Here is a 19927-nt window from a genome sequence, read left to right on the forward strand (position 1 = left end):
CCGGCTTCATGCCGCTGCAGAGCCTCTCGGCTCACAATTTCACTATGAAAACCTATTGTACCATACCAATCGCGGCATGCCTTTCCAAGGAAAAGAAAATTCCGGCCGAAAGGAATTGCTTCTCATTGAGGGCGCCTTGTTCACCCATGCTTCGCGGGATGCCGGTTTGTGTCGCGGCCGCCGTCGACGCAAGCCCTAGCGCCTTCTCCAGAGGCGGCCGCCGTTCTATTTGCCGGTTCCCGGCGAGGAGGGCGGCTGCGGCTGAGCCGCGTCCGTCAGCACCTCTCCGCTGTACGCCTGAAGGTAGATGACGCTGCCGTCCTCCATCAGAATCCTCCAGGACGGCGTGGATACCTGCGTCTCGGAATCGAACAGCTGGCCTTCCTTGTAGCCGAGCCGGATCTCCTTGATGACAGCATGCTCCGGAACGTAGCGCTCGATGATTTCCGAGCGGATGACCTTGGAGGCGGGCAGCACGGACTGCGGCGGGCTCTGCTGCTCCGAGGGGAGCAGCTCGATCCGCTGCTGCCGATAGCCGGTAATCCGCTGATTGCTGTAATAGAGCTCCAGCCGGACGTTGAACATCGGCCTGCCTTCCGCCATCCGGTACAGCACGAACTTGCGGTCGTCATATACCGCCGTGTCCAGGTCGTATTTGCCGATTTCGGGAATGACGCCTCCCAAAGCCTTGCTCAGCTCCTTAGGGTCGAACACGACGCGGCTGTCCACGGGTGTCTGAAGCTCCGTGATCTTGCCGCCCGGCGCTTCTGCCGCAGAGGCGACTCCATTCTGCCCGTCCGCATCCACGTCTACATAACGATAAGTCAGGTTTTGCAGCTCCGGCGTTTCCTTCGGAATGCCGCCTGTCAGCTCGATGCCTTTGCCCTTCATCGCGGCGAGCGTGTCAGACGACAATCCAGCCACCGTGTTGTTCGGCTGCAGCCGCTCGCGCACATCCATCCAGAGCTGATAGCCGAGCAGCATGTTGAGCAGCAGAAATGCCAGGATCAGAACGCTTTTCGCCCTTCCCCAATCCATCAGCCGCTCCCCCCTTTCCCACTGCCGGCAGCTGGATTCCCTGTCGTGCCGCCGTCAGCGGTGCTGCCGCTTGCCAGCGGACCCTGAAACCCTTCGGAGTGGTCCGGAGTCGGCGTCGGGCTAGGGGTCGGCGTCGGCGCAACAGCCGAGAGATCGGTTCTGGAAAGATCCGATCCGTCGTAGCTCTCGGCCAGCGGCCCGGTCAGCGTCTGCTCCGTGCCGTCCTTGAGACGGACGGCCCACACCGGGGTGAACCGGATGCTGCCTTCATCGGCCCGATACGCCTTCACCGCCGGGTACAAGGAACGGATCTCCGAACGGCGCTCATAGCCCGAGATCGCGGCCTCCAGCGAGCTTCCTCCGGGCAGCCAGCGCACCGCCTTGCGTGTCGGCGAGCCGCTGAGCGTAATCAGCGAGCGCTCATAGGCGGTGACATTCCCTTGCTGGACCGTCAGTTCAATATAGCCGAAGCGGAATTCCGGCGATGGCACGATCGGCAGAATCCGGTTCTCCCCGAAACGGAAGTACTGGCGGAACAGCAGAAAATGCTGATCTGCGCCGTTGCTCGCGCCGCTCGCCGCCGCGCCCCCGCCTGGCTGAGGCATGCGGTCCGGCCTTCGCGGCTCGGTCATTCCTTCGAGCTGATGCAGGCCGTCCCAGCCGCCATGCTGGTTGACGAACAGCACCGAGCTTGAGATGCTGCCGGCCGGAGTCGTCCGGCTTGCGCCCGTCCCGGTTCCGCTGAGCGGCGCGGCCGGATCGGTATAGCTGATCCATTGCCCGTCCTGCTCGACCTGCAGCGTCCGCTTGCCGTCCGTATACACCTGCGAGCCCGTCCGGTCTTTGCGGCTGCGCGTCATGCCGGGATCGAAGAACAGATTGCGCTGCAGCAGATCCGGCGAGTACGTCTGGTAGTCCGTCTCCGCCTCGGCCGCTTCCACCGGCTGCTGCGGCAGGTAGACGCCGTAGACATTAGGCTTGTAGGGAGTCCAATATTCGCCGAGGCCGACATCATCCTCCACGTCCCGCACGGTCAAGTCGGCCTGAGTCGCCTCATACGCTGCGCTGCCGTCCGTGCTGAAGAAGAACGTCCTTACTTCCTCGCTGCCGGCGCTGCGGAAGATCCAGATCCGGTCGATCGCGTCCGACTGGAAGGTGCCGTCGCTGCTTTCCAGCTGAAGCATGCGCGAGAGCAGCTGCACCGGCAGCCCGCTGCCGAGCCTCAGCTCGATGCCGAGGTTGCGGTCGCGGATTTCCAGCCAATTCACGATCTCGGCGCTCGTCCGCTGGAAGCCGCCGAACTGGCGGCCCTTCAATTTGCTCATGATCAGGCTGTAGAAAGGGAGATCGCCCGGATTGAGCACCGTGTGGTTGCCGTTGCCGAAATGCAGGATCATCTGCTCGGGGAACAGCACGTCCTCGGTTTTGCTTTCCGGTCCCATCTGCTCCGTATTGACGTAGTTCTGCGGTGTCCGCACGGCAGTTCCCGGCACGCTGTAGGAGAGCATGTAGCTCTGGACGAGGCTGAGCACGACAAGCAAGGCGAGCATCCATGTTTTGGCTCTTTCCATCAGGCCGGCTCCCCCTTCTCCTGCAGTCTCGGCACGAAGAACGTCACCGTCGTGCCGACATCAAGCTCCGACTCGAGAGTCATCGATCCGCCGTGCGCCTTGATAATTTCCCGGGCAATGGACAGCCCGAGTCCCGTGCCGCCCATTTCCCTCGAGCGGGCTTTGTCGACCCGGTAGAAACGGTCGAAAATCCGGCTCAGATCCCGCTTCGGAATGCCGATTCCGGAATCCTTGACGCTGACGGCGAGCATATCGCCCTCATGCTCGCGCGCCGCCAGCTCGATCCGGCCGCCTTCCAGCGTGTATTTGATCGCATTCGACATCAGATTGTCCAGCACCTGGTCGATCTGGTCGCGGTCCAGCACGGCGGTGTGCACGTCCGGCTCGACGCGGACGACGGCGCGTATTCCCTTCTTGCGCATCTGCACGGAGAATCGGTCCGCGACCTCATCCAGCATGTCGGCGATTTCCGTCTCCCGGCGCCGCAGCGTCGACTGCTGGGAATCCAGCCGCGACAGATGGAGCAGATCGGAGACGAGCCGGATCATCCGCTCGGTCTCGTTGCGGATGACGCCGACAAAGCGGCCGGCAAGCTCCGGCTCCGCAAGGGCGCCGTCATCAAGCGCCTCCGCATAGCTGCGGATCGTCGTCAGCGGCGTCCGCAGCTCATGGGATACGTTCGCGACGAATTCCCGTCGCGACTGGTCCAGCTTCTCCTGCTCGGTAATATCCTGGAGCAGCGCGATCGTCCCCGTGATGCCGCGGCCGCGCCGGTGGATCGGGCTCAGCGTCACGCGCAGCACCCAGCGCTCCTCGCCGTCCGGCGACTCCTTCACGAGCACCGCGGCCAGTCCGCGCGACCTGCGCAGCGCTTCAAGCCGCTCCTGCGGCAGCTCCAGCAGCTCGGAGAGGCTGCAGCCTTCGCATGTATCGACGCCGAGCAGCTCGATCGCCCGCTGGTTGGAAACCATGACCGTGCCGTACTCGTCCGCCGCGATGACGCCGTCGCTCATGTTCGAGAGGACGGACTGCAGCTTCTCGTTCTCCTCTTCGTTGACGGAGAGAGCTTCCCGCAGCCGATGCGTCATCTCGTTGAACGCTTCGCTGAGGCGGCCGATCTCGTCGTCGGCGAGCACCGGCACCTGCTGGTCGAAGCGTCCCTCCGCCACGGCTTCCGCCTGGCGGGTCAGTCCCTTGATCGGGCTTGTAATCGTATGCGCCAGCACGACGCCGAGCACGCCCGTAAGGCCGAGCGCGATCAGCGTGCCGGACACGAAGATCCGGTTGACCCGGTCGACCGTAGCGTTGACCTCGGTCATCTGAGCCACGATGTAGACCGCCCCGACGATCCGGTTGTCGGATGATTTGATCGGCTGCGTGATGATTTTCTTGCGCACGTTGTCCTCGTCGAGGATGTCCTGCTCGTTGTCGGGAATGCCCTGCAGCGCCTGGCTGACCATCAGGGAAGTGTTTTTCTTCCCTATGTAGCCGCTGTAGGCATCCGAGGCCGCGAGCACGCGGCCGCTGGCGTCGAGCACCTGCAGCTCCGAGCCGCTGCGGCTGAACAGGCTGTTGACGTACTCCGACAGGGACGAGGCCTCCTTGCCGCTGTCGGCGGGCGCGGCCAGGCTCTCCTCCGTCAGCTTGTCCGCCGCCAGCACGGCCAGAGCGCGCGCCTGGTCGTTCAGGCTGTTCGTGAACGTCTCGGTCAGCGAAGTCTTCACCGAGCTGACGAAATACACCGCGATCACCTGCATGGAGATCAGGATGAGCAGCATGTAGATCGCGATCAGCTTGACCTGGATCGTGCTGAACCAGCGGCGCCCCTTCATCAGCCGCCGAAGCCGCCGTGCTTCGGATTGCGCATGAGGTAGCCGAGTCCGCGGCGGGTCAGAATGTATTCCGGACGGCTCGGATCATCCTCGATCTTCTCCCGGAGCCGGCGGATCGTCACATCCACGGTGCGGACGTCGCCGAAGTACTCGAAGCCCCATACCGCCTGCAGCAGATGCTCGCGGGTCATGACCTTGCCGCTGTGGCGCGCAAGATAATAGACCAGCTCATACTCCCGGTGCGTCAGATCGAGCGGCTGTCCGTCCTTGTAGACGACATACATATCCGTATCGATGAACAGGTTGAACAGCTTCAATCCTTGCTGCTCTTCCCCTCCTTCTTCCTTGCTTCCGACGCTGCTTCCGGAGGAAGCCTCCTGGATTTTCTGCGTGCGCCGCAGATGGGCTTTCACCCGCGCGAGCAGCTCGCGCGTCCCGAACGGCTTGGTCACATAATCGTCCGCGCCAAGCTCCAGCCCGAGCACCTTGTCGATCTCCGTATCCTTCGCGGTCAGCATGATGATCGGCGTCTGCAGGCGCGTACGCACCTCGCGGCATACATCCATGCCGTCCTTCACCGGCAGCATCAGATCCAGCAGGATCAGATCCGGCTGGTCCTCGAATGCCATGCGCACCGCTTCGCCGCCGTCGAAGGCGCAGATGACCTCGTAGCCTTCCTTCTCCAGGTTGAATTTCAATATATCCGCGATGGGACGCTCGTCGTCCACCACCAGTATTTTGCCGTGCATTCCCGTCACCGCCTGCCTCTTGGACTGTTGATTCCGTTACCGTCTAGTTTACCATAAAAGAGTATGGACACGCCTTGCATAGCCGTCTGGCTCCGCAACGAAAAACACCCGGACAACCCTTGCGGGCATCCGGATGCTGGAGCTTGTTATAAGAATTTGAGCGGGTTCTGCAGCGCTCCGTTTTTGTAAATCTCGAAATGCAGATGTGTGCCGAAAGAATGGCCCGTATTGCCCATGACTCCGATGGCCTGGCCGCGGTCGACGACCTGGCCTGAGCGGACCGACAGCTTGCTCATATGCCCGTACAGCGTCTTGTAGCCGTTGCGGTGATTGATGATGATGACATTGCCGTATCCGCTCTTCTGGCCCGCGAATTCGACGTACCCCTCGTCCGCCGCCTTGATCGTGCTGCCGCCGACGAGGTCGATGCCCTTGTGCAGCTTGCCCCAACGGGTGCCGTACGTGCTCGTGATGCGATGGTTCGATACCGGCCAGATGAAGTCTCCGCTTCCTTCCCCGACGACGACCTTCGTGCCGCGCACGACGATTTTCGGAACGGATTTGCGGATGACGTCGATGCTGACGAGATCCTCGCTCATCTTGTAGCCGTTCTGCTTGACGACAGAATAGGTGAGCCGCTTGGAGCCCGGCTGTCCCTGCTGGATGACCTTCGACTCGCCGGCTTTCATCGTCGCTTTTTTCTGGATGATCACCTGCGGCTCCGTCGTGATGATCTCCGACTGGCTTTCCGTCGTGACCACGTTGATCGCCGGCTTCTTGACCGTCAGGTCCAGGATGTCGCCGGCCTTGATCATATCGTCTTCGATCGTCGGGTTGTTCTGATAGACGACTTCCTTGGAAATGCCGAACTTGGACGCGATGCAGCCGACGCAGTCGCCCTTGAGCACCGTGTACTTCGTGACCGTCGATGTTCCGCTCGTCAGAATTCGCTGCAGCTGGTCCTGGCCGAGAATTTCCGACGGATCAAGCTCGGTCGCCTCATCCACCGTTACGTCCTCCGCGAACTTGACGCCGCTGATTCCGTTGGCAGGCGCGGCCGCCTTCGTCGAAGCCGACAGAGCCATGACCTTGAGGGCGCTCTTCATCCGCTGTGGAGGCGCGTATTTGCTTTGCAGCTGATCCAGCACGGTCCTGGCCGTCTCCTCGTTCTTCACGATTCCGATGACTTGGCCGTCCACCTTGACCGCCGCTCCCGTCGCCGTCGCCGAGAAGCCCGCCGCCAGCTTGTCCAGGGTCGCTTCGCTCTCGGGCTTCCCCTTGTACTCCCGGACCTTCTCGTAAGTAATCGTTCCCGTATGCAGCGTCATGGTCAGGTTAGGGTACGCTTCCGCGGTTTCCCGCTCCTCCTTCTTGACCATCGCGGCCACCGTGGACGGCTTGTCTACCGTGCCTACCGGCTTGCCATCCAGAAGAACCTGGTAATATTCGTTCGTATGGGTACTGACGTAATGGGAGTAACCCCAATAGGAGCCTCCTGCCAGAACGGCAAGCAGAAGCGCCGCCGCTGCGATCCAGCCCCATTTTTTTCGCGTCGGCCCTGGTGCGGGCCTCATATCCTTAAGCGGTTCTTGTTGGTTGTAAGCAATCACTACCGTGTCTCCTTCTTCGCATGCTCGATTGCATTTGCTCTCTTGGTCCTATGAATCTCGCCAGGTCCCAGGCCATATGCCGCTGGGCTGAACGAGCTAGGAATCAGCAAGGCAATCGGCTTGATCAGTCAACAATACGGCTCGCCGCCCTTGGAGGGCGGAAACGCAGAGCAATCCGAACCTCTTTGCTCCGATGATAGAATCGAATGAAGTCAAAAAAAGACGAATGCTCCGATTGGAGAATTCGCCTTTAACTTTACCATAGGTTCATTTTGACGGACAACCGATGCCTGGACGGTGCGAGATTAGGATTTTTTCAGAATGGTCGGCATCTTTCGACAACAGGCGGCAGGACGCCGTTTTCTACCTCGGACACAATTTCGCCATTTGGATCAAAAATAGTAGGGTCGAGTAACACTTTGAACCACCGCTAGGGTTCGATTCATATATTTTGCGGCTGGCCCGACGCGCCTCCTGCGTCATTGGAACCGGGGTCGGCCGACGGCTGCGCTTGAGGAGGTGCTGCGGAAGAACGGTCCGGCGAGGGAGCAGGGGAGGCCGCAGCAGGGGGAGCCTCAGCAGAAAAATCCGGTGCGGATCCTCCACTGCCCAAGCTGCCCGATCCGCCGTCTCCTCCCGCCGCGGAGCTTCGCGGCACTCCGCTTCCGCCGGACGCTCCGCTGCCCGCAGGAGGCATCCCGGACTCTCCATTGGCGGCGGGCGACCCGCTGCCCGCCTCCCAGGACGGGCCGGAGCCGTCGTTAGCCGCATCGCTTCCGCCCGCCGCCGGAGCCGATCCGACTCCGTCTGCGCCTCCCATGCTGCCGTTATCGGCTCCGGCAGCCGGTATCCAGCCGCCGGAACCGCCGGCATTCTCCGCGCTTCCGCTGCCTGCTGCCGACCCGTTCCCGCCGCCATCCGCTCCAGTGCCGATACCGGACGAATCCGGGTCGGCATGTCCGCTGTCCGGCATATCTCCGCTGCCTTCATTCGATGTTCCGGACGGTACAGCCCCCTGGTCTTCGCCGGAGTTGGCCGCAGGCGTTGAATCCAGCGGCGCTGTCACAGGAGTTGACGCCCCTGCGGGCTTGTCCGCTCCCCAGAGCATGCCCCAGACGCCCGACATGGACAGAGGCTGCACCTGGATGGGGACATGGAATTGCTTGAGCAGCGTCTCGACATAGCTCGTCACGATGTATCCCGTCGTCCACAACGTCAAAAAGCTGGCCAGCAGCGCGGTCGCCGCCGTCTTGCCCAGCCAGACCGCAATCTTTTTATAGTTCATTTATGATTCCTCCCTCGACAGAACGGCTATGTTCTACCAGTATGGGCATAATCGGGAGAGGACATTCACTAGACTGCCAGAGAACCGATCCGGTTGTGCAATGTCGGAGGCTCGTCGGGCGGAAAACAAAAAAACACGCAGCCCCGGCATAGCCGGACAGCTGCGTGCTCGTCTTCCTATTCGTAGATCGGGCGAACCGGATTCGTCTGCTCGCGGTTGCGGCCGACGGAGAAGATCGCGATCGGGATGCCGGTCAGCTCGGACACCCGCTCCACGTAGCGGCGGGTGTTCTCCGGCAGGTCCGCCAGCGTCTTGGCGCCGCTGATGTCCTCGGACCAGCCCGGCAGCTCCTCGTAGACGGCTTCGCATTCCGCCAGCATCTTCAGGCTGGCCGGATAGTGCTCGATGATCTCGCCGCGGAACTTGTACCCCGTGCAGATTTTCACCGTTTCCAGGCCCGTCATGACGTCAAGCGAGTTGAGGGACAGGCCCGTGATGCCGCTGACGCGGCGGGCATGGCGCACGACGACCGTATCGAACCAGCCGACACGGCGAGGGCGGCCCGTTACCGTGCCGTATTCATGGCCGGTCTCGCGGATCTGATCGCCGATGGCGTCATGCAGCTCCGTCGGGAACGGACCGTCGCCGACGCGGGTCGTGTAGGCTTTGGCTACGCCGATGACCTGCTGGATTTTGGAAGGGCCGACGCCGGAGCCGATGCAGACGCCGCCAGCGGTCGGATTGGACGACGTGACGTACGGGTAGGTTCCTTGGTCGATATCGAGCATGACGCCTTGAGCGCCTTCGAACAGCACGCGCTTGCCCGTATCGATAGCATCGTTCAGAACGACCGACGTGTCCGTCACGTAAGGGCGCAGACGCTCCGCATGAGCGAGGTATTCCGGCAGGATGGCGTCCGCGTCGAGCGGCTCGCCGCCGTACATTTGCTGGATCACCTGGTTCTTCTCCTCTACCATCCGGCGCAGCTTGCTCTCGAACTCCTCCGCGTCCATCAGATCGGCGATGCGGATGCCGGCGCGGGCCGCCTTGTCCATATAGCAGGGGCCGATGCCCTTGCGTGTCGTGCCGATTTTATTGTCGCCTTTGCGCTCTTCCTCAAGACCGTCCAGCACGAGATGGTACGGCATGATGACATGGGCGCGGTCGCTTATTTTCAGGTTGTCCGTCGAAAACCCGTTCTCATGGATATAGTCGATTTCGTCAAGCAGCGCGGCTGGATTGATGACCATCCCGTTGCCGATGACGCAGGTTTTATTATGATTGAAGATGCCGGATGGAATCATCGTCAGCTTATACTTCTTGTTGTCGATCAGAATCGTGTGGCCGGCATTGTTTCCGCCTTGGTAACGGGCGACCACTTCCGCTCCGTCCGCCAGATAATCGGTAATTTTGCCTTTCCCTTCGTCTCCCCACTGCGTGCCGACAACAACAACTGTAGACATGATCATACCTCCGCTTTACTGCCTGAATTTGCTGTCTTATGCTTCGCCGCGGATTGTGCTCTCATACAGGTGCTTTCGCACGTTACTACGTGCAAGCAGCTGGGCGGCGAAAAAAGCAGCAAACTCAGTGTACCAGCCCTGCCATGGGATGTCAACAAATAAGGCGAACGATGCCATTGATGTTTCATTTAATGTTCGGATTTAGAGGGTTTTTCCGCTTTTACTTCTTCCTTAAAGCATTGTATATCAGAGAGATGCAAGGTTCGGATCGACCCCTGAACGATTCCGAAGAGCATGGCGAATGCAAAGAGCTGGCAGAGACATTTTTCGTATTGGAGATCCATTAAAATCCTTGATAGGGGATATTATCTCCATTGCTTCCTGCCTGATATGAAAAAATTCCGGACCACCATGCGTCCTGTTCAAGCAACGCCGGTTATCCGGAAAGTCGTATTTTCTATCATGACGTAAGCTCGAAAGCTCGCACATAGGGCCTAAGGCGCGGGCTCGTGGGTTCGCCTGATCGAACCCAAAAGCCTAGGAAGCGGGCTCGTGGGTTCGTCTGATCGAACCCGCAAGCCTAGGAAGCGGGCTCGTGCGTTCGTCTGATCGAACCCAAAAGCCTAGGAAGCGGGCTCGTGGGTTCGCCTGATCGAACCCAAAAGCCTAGGAAGCGGGCTCGTCGGTTCGCCTGATCGAACCCAAAAGCCTAGGAAGCGGGCTCTCGTGCGTTCGTCTGATCGAACCCAAAAGCCTAGGAAGCGGGCTCGTGGGTTCGCCTGATCGAACCCAAAAGCCTAGGAAGCAGGCTCGTGCGTTCGTCTGATCGAACCCAAAAGCCTAGGAAGCGGGCTCGTGGGTTCGATCCAAGCTCACAAATTTATTGAAATTCTTCAAGAAAGCGAGCTCCACCGTACCGACCGGGCCGTTACGCTGCTTGGCGATGATGATCTCGATGATGTTCTTCTTCTCGGTTTCCTTGTCATAGTAATCGTCCCGGTACAGGAACGCGACGATATCGGCATCCTGCTCGATCGATCCGGATTCCCGCAAGTCGCTCATCATCGGACGCTTGTCCTGCCGCTGCTCGACGCCCCGGCTAAGCTGGGACAGGGCGATGACGGGAACCTCAAGCTCCCTCGCGATCTGCTTGAGCGTACGCGAGATCTCGGAAACTTCCTGCTGGCGGTTCTCGCCGGACTTGCCGCGGCCCTGGATCAGCTGCAGGTAGTCGATCAGAATCATCCCGAGGTTGCGCTCCTTCTTGAGGCGGCGGCATTTGGCCCGGATATCGCTGACGGTGATGCCCGGCGTGTCGTCGATATAAATCTCCGCTTCGGACAGCGCGCCGATCGCCATCGTGAGCTTCTCCCAGTCATCGCCTTCGAGGAAGCCTGTCCGCATGCGGCCGGCGTCGACGTTGGATTCGGCGCATACCATACGCTGGACGAGCTGGGCCGCGCTCATCTCCAGGCTGAAGATGGCGACCGTCTCGCGCGAGCGGACCCCTACGTTCTGGGCGATGTTCAGCGCGAATGCCGTCTTGCCGACCGAAGGACGCGCCGCTACGATAATAAGGTCGTTGCGCTGGAAGCCGCTCGTCATCTTGTCGAGGTCGACAAAGCCCGATGGAATTCCGGTGGAACCGCCTTTGTTCGTATACAGAAACTCTACGCGTTCAAATACTTCCATCAGAACGTCGCGGATGGAGACGAAGCCGCTGCTGGAGCGCCGGTTGGCGATCTCCATGATGCGCGACTCCGCCTCGCTCAGCATGAGTCCGATATCGTCGGAAGCTCCGTAACCGTCGGATACGATCGTCGTCGCCGTGCGGATCAGACGCCGCAGCATCGATTTTTCTTCGACGATCTGGGCGTAGTACTCCACGTTGGCTGCGGTCGGAACGACCGTGGCCAGCTTGGCCAAATAGCTGACGCCCCCGATCTCGTCCAGCTGCTGGCGATCGCTGAGATACGCCGTCAGCGTGACAAGGTCGATCGGCTGATTGTTCTCGCCCAGCTCGATCATCGCTTCGAACACGATCTGATGCTGGTTCAAGTAGAAGTCTTCGGGACGGATCTTCTCCATCGCCGTAATCAGAGCTTCCGCCTGCAGCAGGACGGCGCCAAGCACCGCCTGCTCAGCTTCCGTATTCTGCGGGGGAACCCGGTCAAACATCAATCCGTCCTGGCTCATCCCCGTAGTCCCTCCGTTCTCATTCTTCCGCCGCCTGCACCTTCAGCTTGCCCTTCACCTGAGGGTGCAGCTTGACTTCCAGATTGCTGAACCCGAGCGCGCGGATCGGCTCCTGGAGCTCGATCTTGCGCTTGTCGATCTTGATGCCTTCCTGCTTCTCCAGCGCTTCGGCGATCTGCTTCGTCGTGATGGCTCCGAACAGACGGCCGCCTTCTCCGGCTTTGGTCCGCACGACGATCGTCAGCGTTTCCAGCTTCGCGGCCAGCGCCTCGGCATCCGCCTTCTCCTGGGCCTTGCGCTTGTCCTCCGACGCCTTCTGCATCTCCAGGTTCTTGATGTTGCCTGCTTCAGCCGGCTTTACGAGCCCTTTCGGGAGCAGGAAATTGCGTACGTAGCCTTCCGACACTTCCTTGATTTCGCCGCGCTTGCCTTGGCCTTTTACGTCCTGCAGGAATATGACTTTCATTCGAACAACTCCTCTTCCTCATTCATTTGGCTCAGCACAGCCCTGAGCTTGGCTTCCACCTCGCGCACGGAACCGTCCATCTGGCAGGCGGCATTCGTGAGATGCCCGCCGCCGCCCATCCGTTCCATGACGACCTGGACGTTCATCTGGCCGAGCGATCTCGCGCTGATGCCGACGAGTCCGTCCTGGCGCTCCGCAATGACGAAGGACGCATAGACGCCCGTCATGTTCAGCAGCGTATCGGCCGACTGTGCGATCAGCAGCTGGGAGTAGCGCTGGCCCGGCTCCGTTACGGCAAGGGCGATGTGTTCATGCACGATTTCGGCATGCTTGATGATATCGGCTTTCTTCAAATATTCTTCCAAATCTTCCTTCAGCATCCGCTGCACCATCGACGTATCGGCGCCGTTGCGGCGCAGGAACGATGCCGCCTCGAACGTGCGGGCGCCCGTGCGCAGCGCGAAGCTTTTCGTGTCGACCGTGATGCCGGCGAGCAGAGACGTCGCTTCGCGGATGTCGAGCACGAGCCGGTCGTGAATATACTGAAGCAGCTCCGTCACCAGCTCGCAGGCCGATGAAGCATAGGGCTCCATGTAGATCAGCACCGCGTTCGGGATGAACTCCTCCCCGCGGCGGTGATGGTCGACGACGACGATCCGGCCGGTCTGGCTGAGGATGCGCGGCTCCTTGAGCATCGACGCCTTATGCGTATCCACCACGACGACCAGCGTGCGGGCATCGACGAGCCCGAGGCTCTGCTCCGGCGAGATGAAGCGGCGGTACAGACGCTCGTCTTCCTTGAGCAGCTCCATCATCTTCTGGATGGACGGGTTGATGCCCTCCAGGACGATGAACGCTTCCTTGCCGAGATGCTGGGCTGCCTTGGCGACGCCGATTGCAGCGCCGATGGCATCCATATCCGGCATCTTATGGCCGACGATGACGACCTTCTCGCTCTCGCGGATCATATCGCGCAGCGCATGGGCGATGACCCTTGCGCGCACGCGTGTCCGCTTCTCGACCGCGTTGGATTTGCCGCCGTAGAAGCTCTGCCGCTCTCCCACCTTCACGGCCGCCTGGTCGCCTCCGCGTCCAAGCGCCATGTCCAGGCTGATCTGAGCCCATTGGCCAAGCTCCGATATGCTCGAAGCCCCCGCCGCGAAGCCGATGCTGAGCGTCATCGGAATCTTGAGATCTCCGGTCATCTCCCGAACTTCGTCCAGGATGATGAACTTGGACAGCTCCAGCTGCCGCAGCGCCTTCTGGTCGGTGATGAGCAGGAACCGGTCGGAGTTGAGCCGCTTGATATAGAGGTTCTCCTGCTGCGACCATTCCGTGATTTCCGTCGTGACACGGGACAGCAGCGTCGTCCGCTGCTGATCGTCCATCGACTGCGACACCTCGTCGAGGTTGTCGATGAACACGATTCCGAGCGCGAGCTTCTCTTCTTCATAAGCCTTGGACAGCTGCCACATCTCCGTGATTTCACGGATGTACAGAAGCTTCTCGCCCGGCTTGAACAGCAGCTCGTAAATATCGGCGCCGACGGAGACCTCCATCTTGCCCGGCCTATCCTTCGCCTGGGCGAGCGCGGGGAACAGGTCGAGCAGCGGAATGCCGACAACCGAATCCCGGTCCATCATGTCCGCGACAAAAGGATTATGCCACTCTACGATACGATCGTCATTGAATAGAATGATACCGAAAGGCAGCTCGTTGATGACCTCGCTGCCGACTTTTTTGACACGGTAGGACAAGGTGCCCAAATATTTCTTGAGATCCTTGCGGAAAGCTTTCTCCGCCAGGAAGATATAGACGCCGCAGAGGATCGTGAGGACGAACGCGGCCGCGCCAAGCGGCCATTCGAACCAGAACAAGGTCGCCGACAACGCGATCATGAGGACGAGAGCCAGCACCATATGGGTCCCGTGCCAGCGCTTAAGAAGCAACTTCGGCATAGTACACGCCCCTGTTCAATGTTTCTGGAACGACTTGCGGATCGGGAAGGCCGCATCCAGCACTCCGATCAGGCTGAGCGGAGGGAAGATGAGCAGGATGATGCTGATGATGACCGGAACGGGCTTCGCCCAGCCCTTCTGATGCGCCAGGAAGAAGAAAAAGCCCATCGCCTGGACCGTAAAGGCCATGCGAAGCAGCGGAACCAGGTTCATCAGAGCTACCGACAGGAACGAGCTGTCCCCGGCCGGGATGAACATCTGCACGACCAGCGCAATCAGATAATACGTGACGAGCACCCGGGGCAAGCGCCATTCATGGGCGGGCGGCATTCCCGGGACAGCCATGCCGAAGCCGGCTAGCGCCCTCCGGGACAAATACTGCGCGACAGCCGTTGCCGCGAACGCCATCAAGAGCAGCGCCTGAGGAATCGCCTGTACGGTCATCTTCACGACCATATCGGTATTCTCCGGCGTCCAAATATCCGACATCATGCCTTGGCTCGCCACGTTGCCGAGCATATCCTGGATCCGGTCCTGCATTTCGCGGATCAGAGAGACGCCGAATACCGACTCGAACACGAGCAGCTCGACCAGCGCCAGCCCGAGTATCGTGAGCAGCACCGCCGTCATGGTTCTGCGGACGGGCTTGCCTTGCCGGTAATGGTGGCCCATGACGATCGCGGGTACGAGAAAGAAGAGTCCGATAATGACAGAGGCTGGTCCGCTTCCCGGCACGAAAAAGGCGATCAGCAATACCGGCACGATATGAGCGGCGAACATTCCTCTGGACAAAGTGGCGTATAGAACCACGAACGGCACCATGATCAAGGCGACGGTCAACCAGTTCAGCAGCGGCACTCCCATAGAGAGCAGCAGCAAGAGAGCAATAGCGCTCCACAGGATGGATTTCCCACCGAATTTCAAACCCGTTCACCTCTTGGATTAATAAAGGTCTATCTAAGCGCCTCCCGGCAAAAAACGCAGGAAGCTGTACCTCTCATTATAACACAAATCCACCCGCTGCAAGCTACGCCCGAACCGCCGGGATTGCCTGCCTCTCTTCTCCTGCGGGACGCCCCGCCGTTCCAGCCGCCGTCCGGTAATTGGCTGCCGGCGAATTCCGGCCCGACCGCGCTGCTGCGGCAGCTTGGATCCGCGGCAAAAAATGCCCTGCCGCAAACGCGGCAGGGCATGCAGGAAGCTTGCTTCAGGATTTCTCCTGGAAGATGGATTTGGCGCAATAGTCGATGATGTCGCTGCGCCGAACGATGCCGATATAGCGCTGCATGTCGTCGACGACCGGCACGAAGTTCTGAACCTTGGCAAGCGAGATGAGATCCTCCATGTTGGCATCGATCCGGACCGGCTTGTTCCTCACTCGCATCGGAACCTCCGACAAGGTGGCGCGGCTGGTCTGCTCGAAGCTGAGATTCTCGTTCTTCATGAACCAGAGAAGGTCGCCCTCCGTCACCGTGGCCGCGTACGCGCCGTTCTTGTCCAAAATCGGCACCGCCGTATAACGATGGTACTCCATCTTCTCCAGCGTCTGCCGAAGCGTCGCTTCAAGCGTCAGTGTAATCGTCTCTGCCTTGGGCAGAAGAAAAAAAGCAATATTCATTTCTCAGCTTCTCCTATCTTGGAGAAGGTCACTGGTTCTCATCGGAAGAAGCCGTCGTGACCTCCGGTCCTTTGCCGGATCCGCTCTTGGCATCGTTGGTCGACCCCGAGGCGGCGTCCAGCGTTTCGCTGTCCTTCGATGCGGCGCCCGTCAGCTGCTCCATCGTCAAGGATTTGTTCATCCAGTCGGCGATCAGCTTCTTGCTCGCTTCAACGTCTTTCTCGTCGGCAAAGTAGTACCAGGCCCCATTCTCGTTAAGCTTATGCCCTTCGCCCTTGAGCGTGTGGGTATAAATGGCGCGGTTGCCGCTTTGCAGCATCGCCTTGGCTTTGTCGATCATCTCGGATGGCGGAATGTCGGTCGCGAAGTTTTTGCCCATGATGCCGACGAATTCCGGAATGCGCGTCCATGAGGATACGCTTGAAGCCTCGTCCATGATCGATTCAACGAACGCCTGCTGGCGCTCGGTGCGGCTGATGTCCCCGCCGGCATCTTCGCGGTAGCGGACGAAGTTGAGCGCGTCGGTGCCGTTGTACTTGCTCTGCCCGGCCTTGACGACGAACTTCTCATGATCGGCTTCCTTGTTGACGAGATCCTTCTCGACCGGCAGCGGAATGCCGCCCATCGCGTCGATCAGGTTGCGGAAGCCCTCGAAGTTGACTGCGGCATAATAATCGACCTGGTTGCCGAGCAGGTTCTCCACCGTGTCGACGGCCATTTTGGCTCCGCCGAATGCATAGGCATGCGTGATTTTGTCCTTCTTGTCCTTGCCGACGATCTCCGTGTAGGTGTCGCGCGGCATGGAGACCATCAGGATCGCTCCATCGGAAGGACGCACGACCGTAAACATCATCGTATCCGAGCGTCCTTGCTCGGCGCCGCGCGCATCCACTCCAAGGAGGAGGACAGAGTACGGGTCGGCTTTTTGATATTTCACGGGATTGGCTTCAGGAAGCTTGCTGTCGACGGTCGGCTGGTACGAGTCCGCAAGCTGCCTCTCCACTTTTTTGGAAAGAAACATATCAAAGCCCCATAAGGCGAGAGTAGTCCGGTTGAAATAGCCTACGGTTCCCAGAACGAGAACGACGGCCAGGACGGAAGCCGTCCATGTCCACGCCTTGCGGGCGCGAGATTTTTTGGGTTTCATGGGTGAATTCCTTTCTGCTGAGGGTGCACGGCTTATTCATTTTAGCTTAACTGTAGACGAGTAACCTTAAAGAATAGTTACAAATTGCTTAAAACTTGCCCGCAAATACCCCTGTATCCATCGCATACCCGCGCGCCAATGCACATAAACATGGCCTAATGACTGTATTTTATGGAAAAGGAGCCTGGACATGCACCCTTCTCCAAGAAGACCCGATCCGTCTTCCATCGGCCTCGATCCGCGGCTGGCCGCTTTCCTCGGTTATCTCGGCAGCTTCGTCGGAGCCTTCCTGCTCCTTCTATTGGAAAAGAAGAGCCGGTATGTCCGCTTCCATGCCGTGCAATCCATCCTATTCTCCGCGGCTTACCTATGCCTGAGCATGGTTTTCGCCCTCATACCCGTCATCGGCTGGCTGCTGGGAGGATTGCTCGCTCCGCTCGCCTTGCTGGTCTGGATCGGCCTCATGATCGTTTCCTTGCAGGGCAAGCAGGCCCGGCTTCCCGTACTCGGGGACTGGGCCGAGATGATCAGCGGCGAGTTCTAGCCAGGTCAATTCAGGAACAGCGTGGCGTTGCAGTACCTTCTCGACAGGGAATGGAAATAGGCGGCCTGGACGGAGAATACGGCGATCAGCAGCAGATTGCCGAGCGCTTCGGCCTCCGCTTCATCCAAGCCGGACAAGCCGCTTATATAGCGGCTTGCTCCTTCCCTTGCCTTGGTCTCCAGGCTGCTCTCCATGCCGTTGCCGGACACGGTCTCCGAGGGAGCCGCGTCAAGAATTTGATCTCCGTCAGCATCCAATTCTTCAAATAGAGCAGAATAAGCTTGGTAAAAGTCCACGGGGCTGAGAAGGCTTTTCTCTCCTCCGCAGCCGAACAGCCGGCCCAGAAGCTTGCGGATGGACTCAAAATCCAGACTGGCCTTCAGATCATCGATAATGAATAGAAGCGCCGCCTGTTCAAGCGAGTACTTCTTGCCGGCTTTGGGCGATTCAAAGAACCGCTTGAAGTCCCGCTTGACCCAGTTCTGCATGGCGGTGATGGAAAGGCCCGCGTAAGGAATCAGCTGACCGAGAGCCGCAACTTCCTGGAGGGACATTCCCTTGAGCCCCTGACCCTTCATTAGCTTCTCCAGAACGGCCGGCCAATCCGTGGACAGGAACGCCGGCAGTGCCCTGCCCGAGCTTACTTGCTTGCGATGGCCTTTTTTCCAAGCCTGCTGGACGATCTGAATCGGGGTGTGGTCACCCTTCCCGTCCAAGGACATGAGTAGCTCCGCCATTTCGCTGCGCTTAAGCAGAAATGATTCCACTGCCGCTTTCCTCCCTTCGGATTCGTTATCCGATCATATGAACCTATCATAAAGCCCGCAAATAAGCCTGTAAAGGCAAGCGCGGGCATGAAAAGAGCTTATTCCTGCACGACAAAGACCGCTCATGAGCTTATACCGTCCGGCAAGGCCTTTTCAAACAGTTGAAGAGAGCTCCACAAGTTCGTTATACTGGTTCATAAGAACTTATTCTAAGATGAAAAGGATGTCGATGTACACGAATGGACAGTATAGGCTTAAATTTGGCTTTGGTGGCTTTGCTTATCTTTTTGACCGCCTTCTTTGTAGCAACGGAATTCGCCATTATCCGAATCCGCCCCAGCCGCGTCAATCAGCTGGTGCTTGAAGGCCGCAAAGGCGCCTTAGCCGTGCAGCGCGTTACCAGCAACTTGGACGGTTACCTGTCCGCCTGTCAGCTCGGTATCACCATTACCGCCCTCGGTCTTGGCTGGCTCGGCGAACCGACCATTGAAAAGCTGCTGCATCCGCTATTCACTCACTTCGAATTGAATGAGAGGCTGAGTAGCTTACTGTCCTTCTTGATCGCTTTTGTCATCGTGACCTATCTTCATGTGGTCGTCGGCGAACTGGCCCCCAAATCCTGGGCGATCCAAAAAGCCGAATTCATCAGCTTTCTCGTTGCCAAGCCGATCATCCTGTTCCATAAAGTGCTCTACCCGTTCATCTGGGTGCTGAACGGCTCCGCCAACGGCCTGATCCGCCTGTTCGGCCTGCATCCCGCCAAGGAGCATGAGGACGCCCACTCGGAAGAGGAAATTCAGATCATTCTGAGCGAAAGCCTCCAGAGCGGCAAGATCAACACGACTGAATACGGCTATGTCAGCCGGATCTTCGCTTTCGATGAAATGGTTGCCAGAGAGATCATGGTGCCCCGCACCGATATGGTCTGCCTGTTCACGAACCATACCCGCGAAGAGAACCTGGCTGTCATCCAGCGTGAACAATATACCCGCTTCCCTGTCGCTACCGAGAGCAAGGACAACATCGTCGGCATGATCAATACGAAGCAGCTCTTCCTGACTTATCAGGAAGACAAGGAATTCAAGATGAAAGATCTCATTCACCCCGTCCTGTCGGTGCCGGAGAGCATCCCGGTCAAGCAGCTTCTGCAGCGCATGCAGCGCGACCGCGTGCATATCGCCATTCTTGTGGATGAGTACGGCGGCACGTCCGGCCTGATCACGATCGAGGACATTCTGGAGGAGATCGTCGGCGAGATCCGCGACGAGTTCGATGAAGACGAGCGCCGCGAGATCGAGAAGCTGGAGGAGAACTGCTACCTGCTGGACGGCAAAGTCTCCCTCGATGAGCTTGGACATATGGTCAGACATGACTTCAACGACGAAGACACCGATACGATCGGAGGCTGGCTCTACGCCCGCATCCCGTCGCCGAAGCCCGGATTCCGATACGAGTTCGACAACATGACCTTCATCATCCGCGAAGCGAGCAAGAACCGGATCCGCAAGGTCGAGATGATCATCCGCGATTCGGCCGATGAGTTCGAAGATACTCCTGAGCTTCATGATCAAGAAAACTGATCAGCTTGCAGCCCTGCGCTCTTATGCGCGGGGCTTTTTTTTGCATGCCGAAGCGGCTATCCAGGCAAACTAAAAACAGCCCCTCCGGAAACCCGGAAGAGCT

Annotated in this window: 16 protein-coding genes; 2 read left to right on the forward strand and 14 right to left on the reverse strand. The window is 59.2% G+C overall.

What is annotated here, in order from left to right:
* Window positions 1-225 precede the first annotated feature (225 nt).
* From yycI to ACLBWT_RS12210, 13 genes are all read right to left on the reverse strand, one after another.
* Window positions 226-1038: a two-component system regulatory protein YycI gene (gene yycI / locus ACLBWT_RS12150; protein ID WP_447663382.1), complete on the reverse strand. Its 813-nt coding sequence runs from the start codon at window positions 1036-1038 to the stop codon at window positions 226-228.
* The gene (yycH, locus tag ACLBWT_RS12155) at window positions 1038-2609 is read right to left on the reverse strand and encodes a two-component system activity regulator YycH (protein ID WP_447663383.1); all 1572 of its coding nucleotides are present in this window, start codon (window positions 2607-2609) and stop codon (window positions 1038-1040) included. The genes yycI and yycH overlap by 1 nt, the downstream gene beginning before the upstream one ends.
* Entirely contained in the window at window positions 2609-4441 is a 1833-nt protein-coding gene (walK, locus tag ACLBWT_RS12160) for a cell wall metabolism sensor histidine kinase WalK (RefSeq protein ID WP_447663384.1), read from the reverse strand. The genes yycH and walK overlap by 1 nt, the downstream gene beginning before the upstream one ends.
* The gene (gene yycF, locus ACLBWT_RS12165; RefSeq protein ID WP_447663427.1) at window positions 4441-5190 is read right to left on the reverse strand and encodes a response regulator YycF; all 750 of its coding nucleotides are present in this window, start codon (window positions 5188-5190) and stop codon (window positions 4441-4443) included. Before yycF ends, walK begins: the two co-directional genes overlap by 1 nt.
* A gap of 146 nt (window positions 5191-5336) precedes the next feature.
* Window positions 5337-6800, reverse strand: a complete 1464-nt coding sequence (locus tag ACLBWT_RS12170) for a peptidoglycan DD-metalloendopeptidase family protein (protein ID WP_447663385.1) — start codon at window positions 6798-6800, stop codon at window positions 5337-5339.
* Window positions 6801-7242: 442 nt separating this feature from the next.
* Complete coding sequence (locus ACLBWT_RS12175) at window positions 7243-8085, reverse strand: hypothetical protein (protein WP_447663386.1); 843 nt, start codon at window positions 8083-8085, stop codon at window positions 7243-7245.
* A 176-nt stretch (window positions 8086-8261) separates the two neighbouring features.
* A complete protein-coding gene (locus ACLBWT_RS12180; RefSeq protein ID WP_447663387.1) occupies window positions 8262-9548 on the reverse strand; it encodes an adenylosuccinate synthase in 1287 nt (428 codons plus the stop codon).
* A gap of 840 nt (window positions 9549-10388) precedes the next feature.
* Entirely contained in the window at window positions 10389-11744 is a 1356-nt protein-coding gene (dnaB, locus tag ACLBWT_RS12185; RefSeq protein ID WP_447663388.1) for a replicative DNA helicase, read from the reverse strand.
* Between the two features lie 19 nt (window positions 11745-11763).
* The gene (rplI, locus tag ACLBWT_RS12190; RefSeq protein ID WP_447663389.1) at window positions 11764-12210 is read right to left on the reverse strand and encodes a 50S ribosomal protein L9; all 447 of its coding nucleotides are present in this window, start codon (window positions 12208-12210) and stop codon (window positions 11764-11766) included.
* Entirely contained in the window at window positions 12207-14168 is a 1962-nt protein-coding gene (locus tag ACLBWT_RS12195; RefSeq protein WP_447663390.1) for a DHH family phosphoesterase, read from the reverse strand. Before ACLBWT_RS12195 ends, rplI begins: the two co-directional genes overlap by 4 nt.
* Before the next feature lie 15 nt (window positions 14169-14183).
* Complete coding sequence (locus ACLBWT_RS12200) at window positions 14184-15092, reverse strand: DUF2232 domain-containing protein (RefSeq protein WP_447663391.1); 909 nt, start codon at window positions 15090-15092, stop codon at window positions 14184-14186.
* Between the two features lie 283 nt (window positions 15093-15375).
* Window positions 15376-15786 carry a CBS domain-containing protein gene (locus ACLBWT_RS12205; RefSeq protein ID WP_447663392.1) on the reverse strand — a complete coding sequence of 137 codons (411 nt, stop codon included), beginning with the start codon at window positions 15784-15786 and terminating at the stop codon, window positions 15376-15378.
* A gap of 28 nt (window positions 15787-15814) precedes the next feature.
* Window positions 15815-16933: an LCP family protein gene (locus ACLBWT_RS12210; RefSeq protein ID WP_447663393.1), complete on the reverse strand. Its 1119-nt coding sequence runs from the start codon at window positions 16931-16933 to the stop codon at window positions 15815-15817.
* 190 nt (window positions 16934-17123) lie between these two features.
* Here ACLBWT_RS12210 and ACLBWT_RS12215 point away from each other — a divergent pair, with 190 nt between their 5' ends.
* Window positions 17124-17477, forward strand: a complete 354-nt coding sequence (locus ACLBWT_RS12215; protein WP_447663394.1) for a DUF4870 domain-containing protein — start codon at window positions 17124-17126, stop codon at window positions 17475-17477.
* A gap of 5 nt (window positions 17478-17482) precedes the next feature.
* On the opposite strand, the gene ACLBWT_RS12220 is transcribed toward ACLBWT_RS12215, so the two are convergent.
* Window positions 17483-18244 carry a DUF1836 domain-containing protein gene (locus tag ACLBWT_RS12220; protein WP_447663395.1) on the reverse strand — a complete coding sequence of 254 codons (762 nt, stop codon included), beginning with the start codon at window positions 18242-18244 and terminating at the stop codon, window positions 17483-17485.
* A 239-nt stretch (window positions 18245-18483) separates the two neighbouring features.
* On the opposite strand from ACLBWT_RS12220, the gene ACLBWT_RS12225 reads away from it, so the two are divergent.
* Window positions 18484-19824 carry a hemolysin family protein gene (locus tag ACLBWT_RS12225; protein WP_447663396.1) on the forward strand — a complete coding sequence of 447 codons (1341 nt, stop codon included), beginning with the start codon at window positions 18484-18486 and terminating at the stop codon, window positions 19822-19824.
* The last annotated feature ends 103 nt before the right edge of the window (window positions 19825-19927 follow it).

The organism is Paenibacillus sp. D51F (assembly GCF_053345695.1).

Coding starts and splice junctions, on each gene's coding strand:
- yycI (WP_447663382.1), bottom strand. CDS start 1,038: ATGGATTGGGGAAGGGCGAAAAGCGTTCTGATCCTGGCATTTCTGCTG.
- yycH (WP_447663383.1), bottom strand. CDS start 2,609: ATGGAAAGAGCCAAAACATGGATGCTCGCCTTGCTTGTCGTGCTCAGC.
- walK (WP_447663384.1), bottom strand. CDS start 4,441: ATGAAGGGGCGCCGCTGGTTCAGCACGATCCAGGTCAAGCTGATCGCG.
- yycF (WP_447663427.1), bottom strand. CDS start 5,190: ATGCACGGCAAAATACTGGTGGTGGACGACGAGCGTCCCATCGCGGAT.
- ACLBWT_RS12175 (WP_447663386.1), bottom strand. CDS start 8,085: ATGAACTATAAAAAGATTGCGGTCTGGCTGGGCAAGACGGCGGCGACC.
- ACLBWT_RS12180 (WP_447663387.1), bottom strand. CDS start 9,548: ATGTCTACAGTTGTTGTTGTCGGCACGCAGTGGGGAGACGAAGGGAAA.
- dnaB (WP_447663388.1), bottom strand. CDS start 11,744: ATGAGCCAGGACGGATTGATGTTTGACCGGGTTCCCCCGCAGAATACG.
- rplI (WP_447663389.1), bottom strand. CDS start 12,210: ATGAAAGTCATATTCCTGCAGGACGTAAAAGGCCAAGGCAAGCGCGGC.
- ACLBWT_RS12195 (WP_447663390.1), bottom strand. CDS start 14,168: ATGCCGAAGTTGCTTCTTAAGCGCTGGCACGGGACCCATATGGTGCTG.
- ACLBWT_RS12205 (WP_447663392.1), bottom strand. CDS start 15,786: ATGAATATTGCTTTTTTTCTTCTGCCCAAGGCAGAGACGATTACACTG.
- ACLBWT_RS12210 (WP_447663393.1), bottom strand. CDS start 16,933: ATGAAACCCAAAAAATCTCGCGCCCGCAAGGCGTGGACATGGACGGCT.
- ACLBWT_RS12215 (WP_447663394.1), top strand. CDS start 17,124: ATGCACCCTTCTCCAAGAAGACCCGATCCGTCTTCCATCGGCCTCGAT.
- ACLBWT_RS12225 (WP_447663396.1), top strand. CDS start 18,484: ATGGACAGTATAGGCTTAAATTTGGCTTTGGTGGCTTTGCTTATCTTT.